The organism is Streptomyces humicola, from assembly GCF_024436035.1.
Taxonomy (GTDB): Bacteria; Actinomycetota; Actinomycetes; order Streptomycetales; family Streptomycetaceae; genus Streptantibioticus_B; species Streptantibioticus_B humicola.
On the sequence record NZ_JANFNG010000007.1, the window covers coordinates 57256 to 77435 of the forward strand.

17 protein-coding genes are annotated in these 20180 nt (G+C 69.7%); 10 read left to right on the forward strand and 7 right to left on the reverse strand.

The window, feature by feature from the left end; all coding sequences use genetic code 11:
- Positions 1 to 33: 33 nt before the first annotated feature.
- Positions 34 to 357, reverse strand: a complete 324-nt coding sequence (locus NGB36_RS11740; protein WP_255920152.1) for a PLD nuclease N-terminal domain-containing protein — start codon at positions 355 to 357, stop codon at positions 34 to 36.
- A 98-nt stretch (positions 358 to 455) separates the two neighbouring features.
- Here NGB36_RS11740 and NGB36_RS11745 point away from each other — a divergent pair, with 98 nt between their 5' ends.
- The 8 genes from NGB36_RS11745 to NGB36_RS11780 all read left to right on the forward strand — a co-directional run bounded on the left by NGB36_RS11745 (position 456) and on the right by NGB36_RS11780 (position 7876).
- Positions 456 to 1916, forward strand: coding sequence for a menaquinone biosynthesis decarboxylase (locus NGB36_RS11745; RefSeq protein ID WP_255920153.1), 1461 nt, complete (start codon positions 456 to 458; stop codon positions 1914 to 1916).
- Positions 1913 to 2836: a menaquinone biosynthesis prenyltransferase MqnP gene (mqnP, locus tag NGB36_RS11750; protein WP_255920154.1), complete on the forward strand. Its 924-nt coding sequence runs from the start codon at positions 1913 to 1915 to the stop codon at positions 2834 to 2836. Before NGB36_RS11745 ends, mqnP begins: the two co-directional genes overlap by 4 nt.
- A 49-nt stretch (positions 2837 to 2885) precedes the next feature.
- Positions 2886 to 3683: a UbiX family flavin prenyltransferase gene (locus NGB36_RS11755; RefSeq protein WP_269470079.1), complete on the forward strand. Its 798-nt coding sequence runs from the start codon at positions 2886 to 2888 to the stop codon at positions 3681 to 3683.
- An 84-nt stretch (positions 3684 to 3767) separates the two neighbouring features.
- Positions 3768 to 4223 (forward strand): Lrp/AsnC family transcriptional regulator, encoded by a 456-nt coding sequence (locus NGB36_RS11760; protein WP_255920320.1) that lies wholly within the window; start codon positions 3768 to 3770, stop codon positions 4221 to 4223.
- Positions 4224 to 4291: 68 nt separating this feature from the next.
- Complete coding sequence (gene mqnE, locus NGB36_RS11765; RefSeq protein WP_255920155.1) at positions 4292 to 5455, forward strand: aminofutalosine synthase MqnE; 1164 nt, start codon at positions 4292 to 4294, stop codon at positions 5453 to 5455.
- A 109-nt stretch (positions 5456 to 5564) separates the two neighbouring features.
- The gene (locus tag NGB36_RS11770) at positions 5565 to 6083 is read left to right on the forward strand and encodes a GNAT family N-acetyltransferase (protein WP_372509415.1); all 519 of its coding nucleotides are present in this window, start codon (positions 5565 to 5567) and stop codon (positions 6081 to 6083) included.
- A 59-nt stretch (positions 6084 to 6142) separates the two neighbouring features.
- Positions 6143 to 6457, forward strand: a complete 315-nt coding sequence (locus tag NGB36_RS11775) for a DUF4229 domain-containing protein (protein ID WP_308288837.1) — start codon at positions 6143 to 6145, stop codon at positions 6455 to 6457.
- A 93-nt stretch (positions 6458 to 6550) separates the two neighbouring features.
- The gene (locus tag NGB36_RS11780; protein WP_255920157.1) at positions 6551 to 7876 is read left to right on the forward strand and encodes a dicarboxylate/amino acid:cation symporter; all 1326 of its coding nucleotides are present in this window, start codon (positions 6551 to 6553) and stop codon (positions 7874 to 7876) included.
- Positions 7877 to 8150: 274 nt separating this feature from the next.
- Here NGB36_RS11780 and NGB36_RS11785 read toward each other — a convergent pair whose 3' ends face one another.
- A complete protein-coding gene (locus NGB36_RS11785; RefSeq protein WP_255920158.1) occupies positions 8151 to 8570 on the reverse strand; it encodes a VOC family protein in 420 nt (139 codons plus the stop codon).
- A gap of 67 nt (positions 8571 to 8637) precedes the next feature.
- A complete protein-coding gene (locus NGB36_RS11790; RefSeq protein WP_255920159.1) occupies positions 8638 to 9285 on the reverse strand; it encodes a hypothetical protein in 648 nt (215 codons plus the stop codon).
- 296 nt (positions 9286 to 9581) lie between these two features.
- Between NGB36_RS11790 and NGB36_RS11795 the strand changes: the two genes are divergently transcribed.
- Entirely contained in the window at positions 9582 to 11480 is a 1899-nt protein-coding gene (locus NGB36_RS11795) for an AMP-dependent synthetase/ligase (RefSeq protein WP_255920160.1), read from the forward strand.
- A gap of 115 nt (positions 11481 to 11595) precedes the next feature.
- Here the strand turns inward: NGB36_RS11795 and NGB36_RS11800 are convergent, their stop codons facing one another.
- The 3 genes from NGB36_RS11800 to NGB36_RS11810 all read right to left on the reverse strand — a co-directional run bounded on the left by NGB36_RS11800 (position 11596) and on the right by NGB36_RS11810 (position 14285).
- Positions 11596 to 12780, reverse strand: a complete 1185-nt coding sequence (locus NGB36_RS11800) for a lipase family protein (protein ID WP_255920161.1) — start codon at positions 12778 to 12780, stop codon at positions 11596 to 11598.
- Between the two features lie 94 nt (positions 12781 to 12874).
- The gene (locus NGB36_RS11805) at positions 12875 to 13924 is read right to left on the reverse strand and encodes an AraC family transcriptional regulator (protein WP_255920162.1); all 1050 of its coding nucleotides are present in this window, start codon (positions 13922 to 13924) and stop codon (positions 12875 to 12877) included.
- Between the two features lie 157 nt (positions 13925 to 14081).
- A complete protein-coding gene (locus NGB36_RS11810; protein ID WP_255920163.1) occupies positions 14082 to 14285 on the reverse strand; it encodes a cold-shock protein in 204 nt (67 codons plus the stop codon).
- A 299-nt stretch (positions 14286 to 14584) separates the two neighbouring features.
- On the opposite strand from NGB36_RS11810, the gene NGB36_RS11815 reads away from it, so the two are divergent.
- Positions 14585 to 15448: a menaquinone biosynthetic enzyme MqnA/MqnD family protein gene (locus NGB36_RS11815; RefSeq protein WP_255920164.1), complete on the forward strand. Its 864-nt coding sequence runs from the start codon at positions 14585 to 14587 to the stop codon at positions 15446 to 15448.
- 72 nt (positions 15449 to 15520) lie between these two features.
- On the opposite strand, the gene NGB36_RS11820 is transcribed toward NGB36_RS11815, so the two are convergent.
- Entirely contained in the window at positions 15521 to 19918 is a 4398-nt protein-coding gene (locus tag NGB36_RS11820; protein WP_255920165.1) for an FtsK/SpoIIIE domain-containing protein, read from the reverse strand.
- Positions 19919 to 20180: the final 262 nt, after the last annotated feature.

Here is a 20180-nt window from a genome sequence, read left to right on the forward strand (position 1 = left end):
GGCATAGGAACGGTACGAACAGCTGACGCCGCGTCACTCGTTCCGGTCGCGGCGAAGCCGTTCGTCGAGCGAGCGCAGGAACTCGGGGTTGTCGTCGGGAGCGACCCAGTGGACCGGCTCGGCGGGCGGCACGTGCTCGTCGTGGAGGGGATCGTGCCGCCTCGCGCGGCTGCGCGGCCGTCCCGCGACGAGCCAGGCGACCGGGCCGACCAGTACCGGGCCGAAGAGCAGAATCACGATCACCCACGCGGGCTTGGGCAGATGGCGGATCTGCCCGTACGGCGTGCCGAGGCAGTCGACGAACGCATAGATCCACACCGCGAGCAGCATCAGCAGGGACGGCAGATAGCTGGTCATCCTCGAAGCTCCCCCGTGCAGCGGCATTACCGGTTGCGTCGGACCGTGCCCGGCCCCCGTGGCAACTCCAGGTTAATGCGTGGCGGATACTGGAACGCATGGCTTACGACGATCTTCGCTCGTTTCTGAGGGCGCTCGAGAGGGACGGCGACCTCAAGCGCGTCAAGGCCGAGGTCGACCCGTATCTGGAGGTCGGCGAGATCGTCGACCGGGTGAACAAGGCCGGCGGCCCCGCCCTGCTCTTCGAGAACGTACGCGGCTCGTCGATGCCGCTCGCGATGAACGTCTACGGCACCGACCGCCGGCTGCTCAAGGCGCTCGGGCTCACGTCGTACGACGACATCAGCGAGAAGATCGCCGGACTGCTCAAGCCCGAGCTGCCGCACGGGTTCACCGGTGTGCGCGAGGCATTCGGCAAGCTCGCCGGGATGACGCACGTGCCGCCGAAGAAGGTGAAGGCCGGTGACGCGCCCGTCCAGGAGGTCGTGCTCACCGGCGACGAGGTGGATCTGGAGCGGCTGCCCGCGCTGTTCACCTGGCCGCAGGACGGCGGGTCGTTCTTCAACCTGGGCCTGACCCACACCAAGGACCCGGAGACGGGCATCCGCAATCTGGGCCTGTACCGGCTGCAACGGCACGACCGCAACACGATCGGCATGCACTGGCAGATCCACAAGGACAGCCGCAACCACTACCAGGTCGCGCAGCGGCGCGGCGAGCGGCTGCCGGTGGCGATCGCGTTCGGCTGCCCGCCGGCGGTGACGTACGCGGCGACCGCGCCGCTCCCCGGCGACATCGACGAATACCTCTTCGCCGGTTTCGTGCAGGGCAAGCGGGTCGAGATGGTCGACTGCAGGACGGTGCCGCTGCAGGTGCCCGCGGCCGCCGAGGTCGTCCTGGAGGGCTGGCTGGAGCCGGGGAAGACGCTGCCCGAGGGGCCGTTCGGCGACCACACCGGTTTCTACACGCCGCAGGAGCCGTTCCCCGCGCTCACCATCGACTGCGTGACGATGCGCAGACGCCCGCTGCTGCAGTCGATCGTCGTCGGGCGCCCGCCGACCGAGGACGGCCCGCTGGGGAAGGCGACCGAGCGCTTCTTCCTGCCGCTGCTGAAGATCATCGTGCCGGACATCGTGGACTACGACCTGCCGGAGGCAGGCGGTTTCCACAACTGTGCGATCGTCTCGATCGACAAGAAGTACCCCAAGCACGCCCAGAAGGTGATGCACGCCATCTGGGGTGCGCACATGATGTCGCTCACCAAGCTGATCGTCGTCGTCGACGCCGACTGCGACGTGCACGACTACCACGAGGTCGCATGGCGGGCCTTCGGCAACACCGACTACGCGCGCGACCTGACCGTCGTCGAGGGGCCTGTCGACCACCTCGACCACGCCTCGTACCAACAGTTCTGGGGCGGCAAGGCGGGCATCGACGCCACCAGGAAGCTGCCCGAGGAGGGCTACACCCGCGACGGCGGCTGGCCCGAGATGGTCCTGTCGGACCGGGAGACCGCCGCCAAGGTCGACCGCCGCTGGAAGGAGTACGGGCTGACGTGAGTGCGGATTCAGCAACCTCAGATCTCTTCGACCCGGAACCGGCACCGCCGGGGAAGGTCAGGGCCTTCCTGCGGCTCGTCCTCATCGAGCACTCGGTCTTCGCCCTGCCGTTCGCGTACATCGCCTCGCTGACGGCGATGCAGCGCGAGACCGCCTCGGTCCACTGGTGGCAGTTGTTCCTCGTCACCGTGGCGATGGTGGGGCTGCGCACCTTCGCGATGGCGTGCAACCGGATCATCGACCGCGAGATCGATGCCCGCAATCCGCGCACCGCCGGGCGTGAACTGGTCACCGGCGCGGTCTCGGTGCGCTCGGCATGGACGGGCGCGCTGGTGGCCGTCGTCCTCTTCCTCGGCGCGGCGGCGCTGCTCAACCCGCTGTGCCTGGCGCTGGCGCCGATCGCCGTCGTGCCGATGGTGGTCTATCCGTACGGCAAGCGGTTCACCAACTTCCCGCACGCGATCCTCGGGCTGGCCCAGGCGATGGGGCCGGTCGGTGCCTGGCTCGCGGTCACCGGCACTTGGTCGTGGCAGGCGGTGATCCTGGGGCTCGCCGCCGGCGTCTGGATCGGCGGCTTCGACCTGATCTTCGCCTGCCAGGACGTCGCCGCCGACCGCGCGCACGGCGTCAAGTCCGTGCCGGCGCGATTCGGCATCGCCGCGGCGCTGTACGGCGCGCGCGCCTGCCATCTGGTGACATCGGTGCTGCTCGCCTGGTACGGGGTGGCCACCGGCGCCGGCACCTTCTGGTGGATCGGCCTGATCATCGTCGTCGTGGCGTTCCTTTACGAGCACTCGATCGTCAAGCCGCACGATCTGTCCCGGCTCAACAGGGCGTTCTTCACCGTCAACGGATTCATCGGCATCGCCCTGTTCCTGTGCGCGCTGCTCGACCTGATGGTGCGCGGCCTCGCGCTGTGACGCCGGCGGATAGGCTCGCGGTGTGGACGGTGTCGGCGGTGTGCACGGTATGCACGGTGTGGGAACGCAAGGCGAGGGGCGCATCCTGAACCAGGAGCGCCGGCCCTGGATCGTCGGGGTCTCGGGCGCCTCGGGCACGCCGTACGCGGCCGCCGTGCTCCGTGCGCTGTTGCACGCGGGCGAGGCCGTCGACCTGGTGATCAGCCGTGCCGCCCGCCTCACCCTCCTTGACGAGACCGGCATCTCCTTCCGTGACGCGCACTGGCGCGAGGATCTCGGGCGCTGGCTGGCGCGCGGCGCCGACGGCACCCCGGACGCGTTCGGCACCGGCCCGTCGGACCTGCCGGGCCTGTCGCACGTGCGGTACTGGGCCGCCGGGGATCTCGCCGCCGGGCCGTCCTCCGGCTCGTACCCGGCAAAGGGGATGCTGATCGTCCCGGCCAGCACCGCGTGCGTCGCCGGGGTCGCCCTCGGCCTGTCCAAGGACCTGCTGCAGCGCGCGGCCTCGGTGACGCTCAAGGAGCGCCGCCCGCTGGTGGTGGCCGTGCGCGAGACGCCGCTCGCCGGGCAGACGCTCCGGCACCTCGTCGCGCTCGACGAGGCGGGTGCCGTGGTGCTGCCGGCCTCCCCTGCCTTCTACGCCGGTGCGGTCACGGCGCAGGATCTGGTGGATTTCGTCGCGGGACGGGCGCTCGACGCCGCCGGTGTGCAGCACAAGCTGTACCGCCGCTGGGAGGGCGAGATCGGCGGAGGCCGCCCCCACCGGAGCCGGCCGGACGGCCACCAGGTCGATCAGCAGGACCACCAGGAGGACGGCCAGCAGGACGACCAGGATGCGGTTACCTGACCCGACGTGCCTTAGATTCTTATCGGCACCTTCGATTCCTCGGTAGGTGCCGGACCAGCGATGCGATGGGAAGGCTCCGGGTACATGGACGCGGTGGACAGGCAGCTCATCCAGGCTCTCCGCGAGAACGGAAGGGCCTCCTACGCCGAGCTCGGCCGGCTCGTCGGACTCTCCGGCCCCAGCGTCACCGATCGCATCAACCGGTTGGAGCAAGCCGGGGTCATCACCGGCTATCGGGCCACCGTCAACCCGGCGGCGCTCGGCCTCGGAGCCACCGCTCTCGTCGGCATCCAGCTGAGCGACGCCGCCGATCACGAGGACGTGGCCCAGCGGATGAACGATCTGGAGGAGATCGAGGACTGCTGGTTCATCGCGGGTGACGATTCGTTCATGCTCAAGGTCCGCGTCCCGGACGTCGACGGGCTCGAACACACCATCAGGCGGCTCTCCGGAATCAAGGGCGTGGCACGGACCCGTACCACCGTCGTGCTGTCGACGAAGTGGGAGAACCGGGTCGGGGAGCTGCCCAGCGAGGCCTGACCGGTGGGGGGTCGGAGGCAGGGCGTAGTCTCGGTCGGGCAGTGTGATTGAAGGAGGCGGGAGACGGCATGGACGCTGGGCTCAAGCGTGAGCTGGAGGAGAAGGTCTACGCGGGGGAGCGGCTCTCCCGCGAGGACGGGATCGCCCTCTACGAGTCCGACGATCTCGCCTGGCTCGGCGGTCTCGCCCACCACGTGCGCATGCAGAAGAACGGTGACGTCGTCCACTTCAACGTCAACCGTCATCTGAACATGACGAATGTGTGCACCGCCTCCTGTGCGTACTGCTCGTTCCAGCGCAAGCCGGGCGAGAAGGACGCCTACACGATGCGCATCGAGGAGGCCGTCCGCCTCGCCAAGGCGATGGAGGGTGACAACCTCACCGAGCTCCACATCGTCAACGGCCTTCATCCGACGCTGCCGTGGCGCTACTACCCGCGCTCGCTCAAGGCGCTGAAGGAGGCGCTGCCGAACGTCTCGCTGAAGGCGTTCACCGCCACCGAGATCCACCACTTCGAGACCATCTCCGGCCTGTCCGCCTCCGACATCCTCGACGAGCTCATCGACGCCGGGCTCGAATCGCTTACCGGTGGCGGCGCGGAGATCTTCGACTGGGAGGTGCGGCAGCACATCGTCGACCACGCCACCCACTGGGACGACTGGTCACGCATCCACCGCCTGGCACACTCCAAGGGGCTGAAGACCCCGTCCACCATGCTCTACGGGCACATCGAGGAGCCGCGCCACCGTGTCGACCACGTGTTGAGGCTGCGCGAACTGCAGGACGAGACCGGAGGCTTCCAGGTCTTCATCCCGCTGCGCTACCAGCATGACTTCGTCGACATGAAGGACGGCAAGATCCGCAACCGGCTGCAGGCGCAGACCACGATGGCTTCGGGCGCCGAGGCGCTGAAGACCTTCGCCGTCTCCCGGCTGCTCTTCGACAACGTGCCGCACGTGAAGGTGTTCTGGGTCATGCACGGCCTCGCGACGGCGCAGCTCGCGCTCAACCACGGTGCGGACGACATGGACGGTTCGGTGGTCGAGTACAAGATCACGCACGATGCCGACGACTTCGGCACGCCGAACAAGCTCACCCGTGAGGACATCCTGGAGCTGATCCGGGACGCCGGCTTCCGCCCGGTCGAGCGCAACACGCGCTACGAGGTCATCCGCGAGTACCCGGGTCCGGACCCGGAACGGCGCGAGTCGCCGCAGCCGATGCGCGTCTGACGTTCGACACCGTCCGACCGTCGGACGTACGTCACCATCTGTTACGTCACCATCTGTTCTGCGAAACGCGTTGGACGACCGCGTGGCGCGTAAGGGATACTCGGCGCTGATGTCTCTTACCTTCCTCCGTGACCCCGACCTCACGCCCGAGCGCCGTGACGAGATCGTCCGCCTGTGGACCGAGGTCTCCACCGCGGGCGGCGCGGTCGGCTTCGTCCCGCCGGTGACCCTCGACGAGGTCCGCGCGGTCGCCGATGTGCAGCTCGACGCCACCGCGCGCGGCGCCCTGCGACTGCTCACCGCGTACGAGGACGGCCGCCTGGCGGGCACGGTCTTCCTCAAGCTCAATACGCACCGGCTGATGCAGCATTGGTGCACCTTCGTCACGGTCATGATCGACCCCGCCCTGCAAGGCGGCGGGCGCGGCGACCAGATGCTGCGCGAGGCCATCCGCATGGCGCGTGACCTGGGATTCCTCGCCGTTCAGCTGGACTGCCGGGGCGGCACCGGCGTCGACGCGTTCTATGCGCGCTTCGGCTTCAAGGAGGTCGGCCGGGTTCCGGAGATGATCCACATGGGCGGCGGGGAATACCGTGACTCCATTGCCATGTGGCTCCCGCTGAATTGATCGACACCGTTCCATGCTTCACTGGTGGGGACCGAACGGAACGAAAGAGTGGAATCGCCGTGAGCTGGAAGCCGAGCCCCATGCTCCGATACACCGCGATGCGCGCGGGACTTTTCGTCGTGTGCTTCCTCGCCATCTGGGGCCTGGTCTACCTGCACGTTCTCCCCGCCGGACTCGGCAAGTCCAACCTGCTGTGGGTGATGCTGCTCGCGCTCGTCATCTCCGCCCCGCTCAGCTACGTGCTGCTGCGCGGCGCCCGTGACGAGGCGTCCGTGCAGGTCTCGGAGCGTGTGGAGCGCACCCGGCAGGCCTTGGCCAGTCAGGCGAGCGTCGAGGACGAAGCGGACGAAGCGACCCGTAGCACGCAAAGCTGACTTATGTGATGTGACGGTGCTCACCGTCCTCCGTCGCCTCAACTCAAAGAATCACTTTGGGTTTGTCAAAGACGGAGTGTTAGCGTGCGATCCATGTCCAATACATCCAGTCGCCCCGATGCGCCCGCGTCCCGCCGAATACCCCGGATGCCCTTCTGGGCTCAGATCCTCCTCGGCCTGGTGTGTGGCGCGCTGCTCGGCTGGATCGCACACAGCCAGGACGTCCTGTGGCTTGGCGCGACGTTGAAGCAGACCGGCTCGCTCTTCATCCAACTGCTGAAGCTCGCGATCGCCCCGCTGGTCTTCTTCGCCATCGTTGTCTCCATCACCAACCTGCGGAACGTCTCCAACGCCGCACGGCTGGCCACCCGCACCCTGCTGTGGTTCATGGCCACCTCGCTCATCGCGGTGATCATCGGCCTGGCCATCGCCCTGATCACCCACCCGGGCGCAGGCACCGGCCTGACCGCCGCGAACGGCGCCAAGCCGCAGCACACCGGTTCCTGGCTCGACTTCATCACCGGCATCGTCCCGACCGACGTGATCACGCCGTTCACCCAGCTCAACGTCTTGCAGATCGTGTTCATGGCCGCCGTCGTCGGTATCGCGGCGCTGCAACTCGGTGAGAAGGCCCAACCGTTCCTCACCCTCAGCGAGACGACCCTCGCGCTGCTGCAGAAGGCGCTGTGGTGGGTCATCCGCCTCGCCCCGCTGGGCACGCTCGGCCTCATCGGCAACGCGATCAACGCCTACGGCTGGGGGCTGATCAAGCAGTACGCGACCTTCACCGCCGACGTCTACGTCGGCTGCCTGCTCGTGCTCTTCGGCGTCTACCCGCTGCTGCTCACGCTGGTCGCCAAGGTCAGCCCCGTTCAGTTCTTCCGCGGCGCGTGGCCGGCGATCCAACTCGCCTTCGTCTCCCGCTCCTCGGTGGGCACCATGCCCGTCACCCAGAAGGTGACCGAGCGGCTCGGCGTGCCCCGCGAGTACGCCTCGTTCGCGGTGCCGTTCGGCTCGACGACGAAGATGGACGGCTGCGCCTCGATCTACCCCGCGCTCGCATCGGTCTTCATCGCCGAGGTCTTCGGCGTCCACCTGGGCATCCGCGACTACCTGCTGATCGTCTTCGTCTCGGTCATCGGCTCCGCCGCCACCGCCGGCCTGACCGGCGCAACGGTGATGCTGACGCTCACCCTGTCCACCCTGGGCCTCCCGCTCGCCGGCGTCGGCCTCCTGCTGGCGATCGACCCGATCCTGGACATGATGCGGACGGCCACGAACGTTGCCGGCCAATCGGTATGCACGTTGCTGGTCGCCGCGCGGGAGGGAATCCTGGACCGCGACAAGTTCGGCTCGGTGCACGGGGATCTGGACTTGGACCGGACGGGGGAGGCTGAGTCGGCTGCGGTTGCCGTGTAGCGAGGGCGTGACGCGCTCGCCACGAGTGTTCGCTCCGGGATGGTCAGAAGCCGGCCCGAAAAGGATATACCACGCGGGTGACATGCAACGATCGACCGAACATACCTAGAACGGCTAACACAATGAGGTGGGCCGGCCTGATGGCCGTGTTATCGGTCCCGCTGAGCGGCATGGCGAGCAGGGCCGTGGCCGGCTCGGGGATCGTTCCCCATGGCGTCACCATGGCGATGCCCCCCGGGTTCGCCGCGCGCGGCGTCGCGTCGCGTGTCGGGCGTCAGGCCGCGCAGGCGGCGACCAGTTCGATCTCGAAGCCGTCGTCGTTCTCCAAGTACGCCGCGTAGCGCAGGTCGCCTCCCGCGTGCGGGTGGCGGTCGGGGAAGAGGAGGCGCCAGCCGTGGTGCTGGGCCTCGGCGGTCAGGGCGTCGACCGCGGCGGCGTCGGCGACGTGGAAGGCCAGATGGTTCAGGCCCGGGCGGAGGCGGTCATGGTGGTCGGCGCTCATCGCCGGTGACTCCTCGACGACCAGGTAGGTCGCGCCGAGCCGCCAGCTGCGCCCGCGGTCCCACTCCTGGTACGGGGTGTAGCCGAGCGCGCCGAGCGCGCCGAGCAGCCAGCTGAAGCTGGTGATGGCGCGCTGCAGGTCGGGCACCCACAGCTCCACGTGGTGGAGCGTTCCGGTGACGTGATGCGGCATTGCGCCATTGTGCCGAAGGGGCGCCCGGCCGGAAGCCGGGCGCCCCTTCGCGGGAGGTTACGGGGTGTCAGCCGTTGCCGCCGACCTCGGTGGGCATGCCGGACGTCCTGCTCTGCTCTTTCTGCAACTCGCTCTGCAGCTCGTTCTGCATGTCCTGCTGGGTCGCCTGGCTCAGCTGGTTCTCCAGGCTCTGCGCGTTCAGAGCGCCCTGCCCGCCCTGCTCGCCCTGCGACTTCTGCAGGGCGAGCGGGTGGTGGCCGTGGTGCTTGACGACGTGGCGGTGGTGGTGCTTCGCCTTGGGGTGGTGGCGGCGCGGCCCGGTGGTGTGGACGAGCCCATCCTTGCGGTGGTGGAGGCGGCGCGGGTGGACCACTTTCCCGTGGCGTGCGCACCAGACCGGGGACTTGTCGACGCGTGAGATGAGGACGGAGCTGATCCACATCGCGGGACGTTCGTTCAGCCTGTACCAGAGCCGGTGACCGCGCACCGACTGCCCGCTGGTCCTGCACAGCAGCGGAACGATCTGGCCGTCACGCAGATGCGCGATAACCGTGTAGTTGGTGCCGGGCCCGGACCTGGCCACGCCCCCGTGGTGGGCGAGGACTTTGCCGCGGGCCAGCGGCGGGGTGTGCTCGGCCTGTGCGGCCTGAGCCGGGATTGCGGAGACGCAGAGGAGCGCGGCGACTGCGGAGGCTGCTGCGGCTAGGCGACGCATTGTTACCTCAGTTCCTGGGTCGAAGCCTAATGTCGAAGGGGTGTGCCCAGCATGCGCGGGCAACGTCACCGAATGCCCTCAGTCGGGCCGGGGGACACGTCCAATCGCCCGGACGGGCGTAGCGATTCACGCTCTTGGGGGGCTCGCGGTGGTGGTGGCCTGGTGGTGGGGGCGTGGTGGCGGCGGGGTGGAGATCGCCGCTGATCCATTGGCGGGACCTGTACCCAGGAGTAAGTTTCCGGCAGTAACCACCTCGGCCGACCGCGGGCCGCAACGCCGCGCCACCGGAGACGCCCATGTCCCGTACCGTGCCACCGAACACCACATCTCCCGAGCCGGAGCTGACCCGCGAGGGCGGCCGCGTCGTCGGTGCGGCCACGCCCGCGCTCGTACCGCCCGTCACCTCCGGAAGCCTCGCCGAGATCCCGTTCCGCAACGCGGAAGAGGCACCCGCCGAGGTCGTGATCAGCCGCAAGGATGACTCCGGCATCTGGCACGACGTCACCTGCGCGGCCTTCCGGGAAGAGGTGCTCGCCGTCGCCAAGGGCCTGATCGCCTCCGGGGTCGGGCCCGGCGACCGGGTGGCGATCATGGCTCGTACCACCTACGCCTGGACGCTGCTCGACTTCGCGGCCTGGGCGGCGGGCGCCATCACCGTCCCCATCTACCCGATCTCCTCGGCCTCCCAGGCCGCCTGGATCCTCGAGGACTCCGGCGCGACCGCATGTGTCGTGGAGAACGTCGAGCAGGCGCGGCTCATCACGGGCATACGAGGCCAGCTCCCGGCGCTGCGCGAGCTGTGGCAGATCGACACCGGGGCGATCTCTCAGCTGATCTCAGCAGGTTGGGGCACCGCCGACACCGAGGTCGGCCGGCGCAAGGCGGCCGTCGGCCCGCAGCACATCGCCACCCTCATCTACACCTCCGGCACGACCGGCCGTCCCAAGGGCTGCGTGCTCACCCACGGCAACTTCTTCGCCGAGGTCGACAACGCCGTCGAACTGCTCTTCCCCGTCTTCAAATCCGTCAGCAGCGAGCCCGCCTCCACGCTGCTCTTCCTCCCGCTGTCGCACGTCTTCGGCCGGATGGTGGCGGTAGGTTGTCTGCGGGCGCGGGTGCGGCTCGGGCACGCAGCGAGCATCGCCACCGAGGACCTCCTCGCCGATCTCGCCGGTTTCCAGCCGACGTTCCTGCTGGCGATCCCGTACGTCCTGGAGAAGGTCTACAACACCGGCCGCGCGACCGCCGAAAGGATGGGCCGGGCCTCCTCCTTCGACCGGGCCGCGCGGATCGCCCGGCGGTACGGGGAGGTGCTCACCGCGCAGGTGGCCGACGGGGGACCGCCCCCGCCGATGAAGCTGCGCGCCGCGCACGCCCTGTACGACCCGCTGGTCTACCGGCGGATCCGCGCCGCGCTCGGCGGCAAGGTGCGCTACGTGATCTGCGGCGGTTCGCCGCTCGGCAAGCGGCTCGCAGCGTTCTACGCGGGCGCCGGCGTCGAGGTGTTCGAGGGCTACGGCCTCACCGAGACGACGGCCGCCGCCACCGTCACTCCTCCGCTGAAGCCGCGGCTCGGCACGGTGGGCCGTCCGCTGCCCGGCAGCGCGGTGCGCATCGCCGACGACGGCGAGGTGTGGCTGAGCGGTGGCCAGCTCTTCGCCGGTTACTGGAACGGCGGCGAGCTCCAACCTGCCGACCGGGGCGGCTGGTTCGCCACCGGGGACATCGGAGAGCTGGACGACGACGGCTACTTGGCGATCACCGGCAGGAAGAAGGAGATCCTCATCACGTCCGGCGGGAAGAACGTCGCTCCCGCGCCGCTCGAGGACCGGATCCGGGCTCATCCGCTCGTCGGCCAGTGCATGGTCGTCGGCGACCACCGCCCGTACGTGGCCGCGCTGATCACCCTTGATCCGGACGGGCTCGCGCACTGGCGCAGCGTGCGGAAGAAGGAGACGCTCAGCCTGGAGGCGATCACGCACGACAGGGATCTGCTCGCCGATCTGCAGCGTGCGGTGGACGAGGCGAACTCGCTGGTGTCGAGGCCCGAGTCGATCCGGAGGTTTGTGGTGCTGGCGGAGGAGTTCACCGAGGACAACGGGCGGCTTACCCCGTCGATGAAGCTCAAGCGGAGGGTGATCGCCGCGGACTTCGCCAAGGAGATCGAGGGGCTCTACGCGCAGGACGCGCGCTGAGCCCCTCGGGGTTCTCGGTTCCTCGTTGCCGGCTCTCGGGCCTTGGCCCTTGACCCTTGGCCCTTGGCTCCTGGCCCTCGGGCCTCGTTCCTTCGTTCCTTCGTTCCTTCGTTCCTCAGCAGTTTCCGTTCGTCGGTTCGGAGGCGAAACGGTCGGCCAGCCAGTTCATCGCCGGCGGTGATCCCACGATGGCGCCCTCGACGTGGCCGAGGAGCGGCAACGCCTGCCACTGCACATCGGCTCCCTTGGCGCACCAGTCACTGCGCAACTGCGCGCCGACGGCGTACGGGATGAGTTCGTCGGCGGTCGCCTGGTAGAGGTAGACGGGGGCGTCGGGGGCGCGTGTGCCGAGCTGGTCGGCGCGCAGCGCACGCAGCCAGTCGGGCTGGTAAAGCGGGTTGGTCACCGTCACCTGGTCGATGCTCTTGAACGCTTCTGCCACCGCGTCCTCCCCCACGCACTGCGTTTTGTCGAAGGCGACGTAGGCGCGGCTTTCTGCGTTGAGGTACTTGGCGAGGTCGAGTTGCGGATACGCGGTGTCGTGGCCGATTGCGGCCATGAGGATCAGGCCTGCGCCGATGCCGCCGTTGTTGTAGTCGGCGACCTTGAGCAGATCGGCCGGGACGCCGCCGGTCGCAGTGCCTTTGACGTTCAGGTCGGGTGCGTACGAGCTGTGCAGCTCCGCTGCCCAGCTGGAGGCCTGCCCGCCTTGCGAGTAGCCCATGATCCCGACCGGACTGCTTGCGTCGAGGCCGGTGCCGGGCAGGCGCTCGGCCGCGCGGGCGGCGTCGAGGACGGCCTGTCCCTCGGCGCGGCCGACGGTGTACGTCTCCACGCCCGGACTGCCCACCAGCTCGTAGTCGGTGACGGCGACGGCCCAGCCGCGCAGCAGTGCCTGGTTGATCAGCGTGCCCTCGGCGGTGGTGCCGGTCGGGAACCCGGCGGACGGCACGCACTGCGGTGCGATGCCGACGGTTCCGACGGCGTAGGTGACGAGCGGGCGCGGGCCGGTTCGGCCGTCGTCCGGGACGAGCACCGTGCCGGAGACGACGTTCGGCTGCCCGGTCGCGCTCGTCGAGCGATAGAGGATTTTCCATGCCTTGGCGTTCGACGGGGTGACGGGATTCGGCATGAAGCGGATCGGCTGGGCGCTGACGACGTCACCGGGTGCACCGGCAGGCTGCGCGGCGGCGGAGGGCGTGGGGCCGGTGAGCGCCGCCGTCAGGGTGACGGTCAGCAGGGCGGCCGCGGCCGTCAGCGCGCGTGCGCGACGCATGCGTCGTGCGGGGCTGCTGTGCATGCGGGCTCTCCCTAGTGTCGGCGGGACGATGGGGAAGACTCGTGGCCCAAGGACCGTAGTGAGCGGCGAACCGGAAGCGGGCTGACCGGGCAGCTCAGCTTCGTTGATCCTGGATCGCACCGGCGCCGTACGCGCCGCGGAACGCGCCGGGTGTCGTGCCCGTCCAGCGGCGGAACGCCCTGAGGAATGCGGTGTCCTCGGAGAAGCCGAGCCGCGCGGCGAGCTCGGCGATCGGCTCACGCCCCTCGACGAGCCCCGCGATCGCGGCCTCCTGGCGCGCCTGGTCCTTCAGCCGCTGGAACGACGTGCCCTCCTTGAGCAGCCTGCGCCGCAGCGTCGCCGGGCTCACGGCAAGACGCGCCGCAACCTCGGCGGCCTGCGGCAGGCGGCTCGTGGCCGCATCGGCGCGCAGTGGGCGGGCGAGGGCGGAGCGCACCTGCTCTGCGACGGTGGTGTCGTAGGAGCGCCTGCTCAGAAGATCGGCGGGTGCGCGACGGAGCAATTCGTCGAGCTCGTGCTCGTCACGTACGACGGGTGCGGTCAGCCAGTGCGCGTCGAAGGCGGCGCCGGTACGGGGCGCGCCGAAGCGGACGGGGCAGCCGAAGAGCGCCTCGTACTCCTCGCGGTGCGGCGGCGGGGGATAGGCGAAGTCGGCGCGCAGCAGTGGAATGCGGTGGCCGATCAGCCAGTTGGAGAGGCGGTGCCAGATGACGAGGAGGCACTCGGCGAGGAAGTGGTCGGGGTCGTCGCCGAGCCGGCTGCGGACCGTGAACCGTGCCTCCCCGCCGACATCGGCGGTGGTGACGGCGAGGTCGGGACCGCCGGGGAAGAGCCCGTAGAAGCGGACGGCGCGGTCGAGGGCGGCGCCCAGGTCGCGGCAGGACAGGCTCGCGCAGCACATCATGGCGAAGGTGCCACGGCGGCTCGGGACCCTGCCGAGTCCGAGGAATTCATCATCGGTCGCATGGAACAACACCCTGATCAGACGGGTGAATTGGTCGGGTGTGACGCGGCCGCAGTCGTTGCCGACGAGTAATGGCGGGATGCGGGCGCGCTGCAGCAGCGGGGCGGTGTCGAGACCGAGGCGCTGCGCGCCGCGCAGGGCCGCCCGGACCCGGTGCACCGAGATGGATTGCATGGCCATGACGTCAACGTGCCCGTGGCGAGCGGCGAGGTCAATCGGCATGACGCTCCGCGCGCGGGACGAACCTGGACGGGGAACGAACCTGGACGGGGAACGAAACGGCAGGAGCCCCGCGCCGTGCGCGGGGCTCCTTGGGTACTGCTGGTCGATGACGCGATTACGCCGGGGTGACGTTCTCCGCCTGCGGGCCCTTCGGGCCCTGGGTGACGTCGAAGGTCACGACCTGGTTCTCCTCGAGGGAGCGGAAGCCGCTCGCGTTGATCGCGGAGTAGTGAACAAAGACGTCGGGGCCCCCGCCGTCCTGGGCAATGAAGCCGAAGCCCTTTTCAGCGTTGAACCACTTCACGGTTCCGGTAGCCATAAAGCCCTCCTTGGGCCAAGGGTTGCCCTAGCTCCAGAACCTGCGATGAAGTCTGAAAACTACAAAAGCCTGCGGCGTCACATGCTCCGCAGGCTCTGTACTGCAAGGGAAACCAAACTGCAACTTGCGGACGAGAGTAGCACGGGGGATCTCGGCGCGGAAGGGTCCGAAGATCTCCTGTCCTCGTCGTGTCGCGGTCGGTCGTGTGGTCGTGTCGCACGGCGTCGTTTCGCGCGGCGTCGGCGCGGGAGGCGTGGCCCGGCGGCAGGAGCCACAAGGGCCGGGTCTAGCCTCCTCATGTGGATACGGCAACCCCTCACCCCCGGCCGACCCGCCCCCGCGTCGGCCACATCCAGTTCCTCAACTGTCTCCCCCTCTACTGGGGGCTCGCCCGAACGGGGACGCTGCTCGACCTGGAGCTGACCAAGGACACCCCGGACGAGCTCAACGACAAGCTGGTCCGCGGCGAGCTCGACATCGCCCCGATCTCGCTGGTCGAATTCCTCCGCAACGCGGACGATCTCGTTGCCCTCCCCGACATCGCCGTCGGCTGCGACGGCCCCGTCATGTCGTGCGTGATCGTCAGCCAGGTCCCGCTGAGCGAGCTCGACGGTGCGCGGGTCGCCCTCGGCTCCACCTCCCGTACCTCGGTGCGCCTCGCCCAGCTGCTCCTCGCCGAGCAGCACGGCGTCGCGCCCGACTACTACACGTGTCCGCCCGACCTCGCGGAGATGATGCTGGAGGCGCAGGCCGCCGTGCTCATCGGCGACGCGGCGCTGCGGGCCTCCCTCCACGACGCGCCGAGGCTGGGCCTGCAGGTCCACGACCTGGGGCAGATGTGGAAGGAGTGGACCGGGCTGCCGTTCGTCTTCGCCGTCTGGGCGGCCCGCCGCGACTATCTCGCCCAGCGGCCGCGCGCAGTGCATGAAGTGCACAAGGCGTTCCTCGCCTCCTGCGAGCTGTCGCTCGAAGAGGTCGAGAAGGTCGCCGAGCAGGCCGCGCGGTGGGAGCCGTTCGAGGCGGAGCTGCTGCGGCGCTACTTCACCACGCTCGACTTCTCGCTCGGCGCCGAGCAGCTCGTCGGCATCCGCGAGTTCGCCCGACGGGTCGGCGAGACCACCGGCTTCCCGGCCGACGTCAAGGTCGAGCTCTACCGCCCTTGATGTCGGCCGATCCGCGGCCGTAGCCCGCCCGCGGCCGCCGGAGGGCCCGTGCGTCCAGGTGCCGCCGCGCCGCTACAGCGCGGTGAGCGGCACCTGGACCGTACGGGCCTCGCCGTCGCCGAGGTGCAGCAGCCCGCGCCCGGGCTGGACGGCCTGGCCGATCGCGCTCCGCTGCAGCCGGACGCCGATCAGGTCGGCATCCGACATGTTCTGCGGCGAGAGCAGCAGACCACGCCGGGCCTTCTTCATCTCCACCTGCCACCCGGAGAAGCCGCCGCACACGTCGTCCGCGTCACCGGCGATCACCACGGCGATGTCCTTGCTCATCGAGCGGCGCACCACCTGGCTGAGGAGCTCGCCCGCATCGCACTGGCGCAGCAGCTCCGCGTCGTCGACGATGATCGCCGCCGGGCCCTGCACCCGGTCCAGCGCCTCCTGCATCTCGGCCTCGGAGATCTCCTCCTCCGTGAAGTAGCCGATCACGCCCGGTGCCTGCTTCAGACGGCGCAGCGGAGACTGGCGGCGCGGCGCCGCCAGGATCACCTGGGTGCCGACCGACATCAGCGAGCGCGTCATCGTCAGCAACGCGGTGGAGCGCCCCGAGCGCGGCGGGCCGGCGATGACGAACGCCGGATTGCCCTGACGCAGATCCGGGCCCATGGCGGTGAGCTGGTCGCCGCCGACCGCGGTCAGCGCCCACAGCGGGCTGCTGACGGCCTGGTCGGCGACGTCCCGCAGCTCCCACGCCTCCTCGAAGCTGATCCGGCTCGGCAGCACGTCCACCCGGAACGGGCGGCGCGACCGCGGCACGTTCGCCCAGCGGCCCTTCGCCCATTCGGCGATGGTGCCGATCGCCGCCGCCTGTGCCTGACCGCTGGGGTCCTCGGTGAGCAGTGCGACCTGTGCCTCGACGGCGCCCTGACGGAAGGCGCGGCCGGGCGCCATCTTCTCCGGGACCTTGCGCGGGTTGAGACCGATGACGGAGAAGTCGGACGGGTCGCTCAGCTGGAACGCCAGCTTGTTCTCGGTCAGCGTCGAGATCCGGCCGATGAGCACCGTGCGGTCACCGGAGATGATCACGTGGATGCCGACCGAGGCACCTTCACGCATCAACTGGAAGATGGTGTCCGTGAGCGCACCCGAATTCATCTCGCCGAGCGAGGGCAGGAAGCCCTCCCAGCGGTCGAGCAGCAGCACGATGTGCGGCAGCCGCTCGTTCTCCGGAACGCCGAGACGCTGCTCGTTGATGTCGGTGAAGCCGCGCTCACCGAGCCGCGCCATGCGCCGCTGCACCTCGGCCGACAGGTTGTTGATGAGCCGTTCAGCGCGATCGGGCTCGTTGGCCCTGACCACGGCACCGCAGTGCGGCAGCTGGGTCAGCGCAAGCAGCGCACCGTTGCCGCAGTCCAGACCGTAAAGGTGCAGATCCGCGGGCGAGTTGGCGCGCGTGAGCGAACCCGCGATGGTGCGCAGCGCTTGCGAGCGGCCGCTGCGCGGCGAACCCGCGATGATCAGGTGGCCGAACGTCGGCAGCTCGATCGAGGTGGTGCGGCGTGCCTGCTGCGAGGGCAGGTCCTCGACGGCGAACGGCGCCGGGAGCAGACCGTCCCGCGACAGGTAGCGCGGCGGCTCCAGGTCGTCCAGCGTGGTGGACTCGGGGAGCGCGGGCAGCCACGGGCTGTGCTGCGGCGGCAGCCCCAGCTGCTCGTTGGCGCCGATGATCGCGTCGACGAGAACCGCGAGGTCGGTGAGCAGATCGTCGTCGTTGGACTTCGGGCCCTGCGGGCGCTCCGGCGCCGGCTTGCCCAGCGCCTCCCACCCGACCGGAACCGTGAACGGCGTGGGGGCCGTCGTTGCGACCTGGCCCGGCCGCCGGCCGCCGACCCGTCCCGACTGGAACGGCAGCAGCGAGGAGGCGCCGAGGCGCACATATGCGCGGCCCGGCGTGGACTTGGCGATGTGGCCGGCGTCCGGCGCGTCGATGACGTCCGAGGACTCGGAGGCGTCCGTCACGCGCAGTGCGATCCGCAGGTTGGTGTTGGCGCGGATCTCGGGCGAGACGACGCCGGACGGGCGCTGCGTGGCCAGGATCAGGTGAATGCCCAGCGAACGACCTCGCTGGGCGATGTTGACCAGACCCGTGACGAAGTCCGGCAGCTCGCGCGCCATCGATGCGAACTCGTCGATGACGATGAGCAGACGCGGCATCGGCGCGAGCGACGGGTTGGTGCGCATCGCGACGATGTAGTCCTCGAGATCCTTGGTGCCGGCCGCGGCGAGGATGTGCTCACGGCGGCGCAGCTCCGCGCCGAGTGACTCCAGCGCCCGCTCCACCAGGTGCGTGTCGAGGTCGGTGACCATGCCGACGGTGTGCGGCAGCTTCACACAGTCCTTGAACGCCGATCCGCCCTTGTAGTCGACGAGGACGAAGGTCATCGCGTCCGGCCGGTTGGCGACGGCGAGCGAGGCGACGATGGTCTGCAGCAGCTCCGACTTACCGGAACCGGTGGTACCGGCGACCAGGCCGTGCGGCCCGTCCCGCACCAGGTCGATGGCGAACGGCCCGTCGAAGGATGCGCCGACCACCGCGCTCGTGGAGCGGCCGCTGAGCGACCAGCGCGCCGCGATCCCGGCCGTCGTCGGCGGCTCGAGGTCGATGACGTCGAGCAGCCGGCAGGCGTCGGGCAGCGCCGCGCCGTCGTCGCCGCTGACGTCACGTATCGGGGCGATCGAACGGGCGACCTGCTCGCACCACTCGGGCGAGACGCAGTCGGGACGCACCTGGGCGACCGGCTCCCGGCCGGCCATCGAGACCGACAGCAGCCCGTAGTAGTCCTCCTCGACCAGCGCCTGGCACTCCTCGGGCAGCAGCCGCCGGTCGGCGTCGAGGCAGATCAGATGGATTCCGACCTTCGGGCCGTCGCGCAGGATCTGCGTCAGGCCCGGCAGCGCGCGCAGCCGCCGCGAGCCGTCGAGGACGACGAGCGTGGTCGGGCCGCTCCAGATCTGGTTGGCCTGCATTCCCGCCTCACGTGCCGCGTCCTGACGGGCGGTGACCTGGGCGAGCAGCTCGCTGATGCGGCGGGCCACGCTGTCGGCGTCCGTGCCGATCAGCGCCATCGCCGACTGGCCCTCACGGGCGCGGGCGTGCGGCAGCCACCGTACCCACTCCCAGCTGTGCCGCCCGCTCGGGTCGGTGAGCACGCAGACCGAAAGGTCGGCAGGGGAGTGAAGCACCGCGGCCTGGGCTATCAGCCAGCGGCCGATGGCCCGCGGCACCTCACCGCGTCCCGCGATGCCGAGCACGCCGTGGACCGTCATCGGCACCGCGACCGGCACGTCCATCAGGTTGCGGTGCGAGGTGCGCCGGTGCTCCTCCTGCGCCGGGTCGGAGACCTCGACCTCCGACGGCAGCGTGCCCGTGCCGACCCGCAGCAGCCCGTAGTCGGCGTCGGCGCGCCGACGCTCCCACAGCCGCATGCCGGGCCCGGTCGCGGTGATCAGCACCTGGGCCGGGTCGGGGCACAGATCGCGCGCCGCGCCTGTCTCGGCGGCGATCGCCTTGCGTGCCTGCCGCTCGATGGAGTCCTTCTGCTTCTCGTAGTCGGCGAGGGTGTGACGGAACGACTTCTTGCCGTGCTTACGGTCGTTGACGTAGTTGCCCACCATGGTCAGAGGGCTCAGGAGTGCCATGAACAGATACGTCGTCTGATGCATCGTCATGGCCATCACGCCGGAGCCGACGAGCGGCACCGCCGCCATGATCCACGGCAGGGGACGCGCCTCACCCTGCTTGGGCTTGGCCGGCAGGCTGAACTTCGTCGGGCGCGGCGGCGGGGTGATGCGTGGCGGCCGGTTGTAGTCCAGGCCCGTGCCGTCCTCCGAGGGCTTCAGCGCGGCATCGGGGAACGACGGATGCTGCAACTCGATCAGCGACTGGCCCACGCCGATGACGCTGCGCCGCCGCCAGGGCTTGGTGGAGGTGAGCGGCTCGCCGTCGAGTGTGACGGAAGCGCCCGCCGACGGGTGCACGGTCACCGTGCCGTCGATCGCGACGTCCACCTCGACTGCGGTCTGCGGCAATTGCGGGTCGGCGAGGCGGATCCACGCATCGGCTCCGGAGCCGACGACGGCCACGCCGGGCCCGAGCCGGTACACGCCACCGGCATCGGGGCCGCCCACGACCCGTACCTCGACGGTGCCCTGGGCATCGGGCGACTGCACCGGCGCCGGCGCGGCTATCGAGACCAGCGCTCCGTCCCGTACGGGCGAGGCGTCGAGGCTCACCTCGGGGTCGAGCATGAAGCCGTTGATGTGGAGGGCGGGCGGGCCCTGCCCGTCGTCGGGCCGCCCGAGCTGCTGGGCGATCTCGGTGGCGAGCGCGCCGACCGGCGCCGCGGGATCGGCGTCGACCAACATGTCCGAACGGTCCGCGCGGACCGGGTCGATGACGCTGAGCTGCAGTTCCACGGCCGTCCCCCTGGGCGATGAATCTTGATGCATACGTGCGTGCGCGATGCCTGCGCGGCGCCTGCGCATGTCTGGTGCATGTGTGTGCGAAGCCGCTCGGCATGTGGTGAGGACCATGATGCCTGACGGGTACGACAGCCGCCCAGGCGAGGCCGGGGGAAGACGTGTGGGAACGTGGGGGAAAGGTGAATGTGTGTTGACGGTATGGGGACGGTGCCTGGCTGCGGCCGCGCGGCCGGAACTGGGGGATGCAGCGCCGCGT

Bases quoted from the DNA above. Each gene is read 5' to 3' on its own strand.
- NGB36_RS11780 (WP_255920157.1), top strand. From the start codon at position 6,551: ATGTCCAATACATCCAGTCGCCCCGATGCGCCCGCGTCCCGCCGAATA.
- NGB36_RS11770 (WP_372509415.1), top strand. From the start codon at position 5,565: ATGTCTCTTACCTTCCTCCGTGACCCCGACCTCACGCCCGAGCGCCGT.
- NGB36_RS11795 (WP_255920160.1), top strand. From the start codon at position 9,582: ATGTCCCGTACCGTGCCACCGAACACCACATCTCCCGAGCCGGAGCTG.
- NGB36_RS11790 (WP_255920159.1), bottom strand. From the start codon at position 9,285: ATGCGTCGCCTAGCCGCAGCAGCCTCCGCAGTCGCCGCGCTCCTCTGC.
- NGB36_RS11810 (WP_255920163.1), bottom strand. From the start codon at position 14,285: ATGGCTACCGGAACCGTGAAGTGGTTCAACGCTGAAAAGGGCTTCGGC.
- NGB36_RS11785 (WP_255920158.1), bottom strand. From the start codon at position 8,570: ATGCCGCATCACGTCACCGGAACGCTCCACCACGTGGAGCTGTGGGTG.
- NGB36_RS11745 (WP_255920153.1), top strand. From the start codon at position 456: ATGGCTTACGACGATCTTCGCTCGTTTCTGAGGGCGCTCGAGAGGGAC.
- NGB36_RS11805 (WP_255920162.1), bottom strand. From the start codon at position 13,924: ATGGCCATGCAATCCATCTCGGTGCACCGGGTCCGGGCGGCCCTGCGC.
- NGB36_RS11760 (WP_255920320.1), top strand. From the start codon at position 3,768: ATGGACGCGGTGGACAGGCAGCTCATCCAGGCTCTCCGCGAGAACGGA.
- NGB36_RS11800 (WP_255920161.1), bottom strand. From the start codon at position 12,780: ATGCACAGCAGCCCCGCACGACGCATGCGTCGCGCACGCGCGCTGACG.
- mqnE (WP_255920155.1), top strand. From the start codon at position 4,292: ATGGACGCTGGGCTCAAGCGTGAGCTGGAGGAGAAGGTCTACGCGGGG.
- NGB36_RS11740 (WP_255920152.1), bottom strand. From the start codon at position 357: ATGACCAGCTATCTGCCGTCCCTGCTGATGCTGCTCGCGGTGTGGATC.
- NGB36_RS11755 (WP_269470079.1), top strand. From the start codon at position 2,886: ATGCACGGTGTGGGAACGCAAGGCGAGGGGCGCATCCTGAACCAGGAG.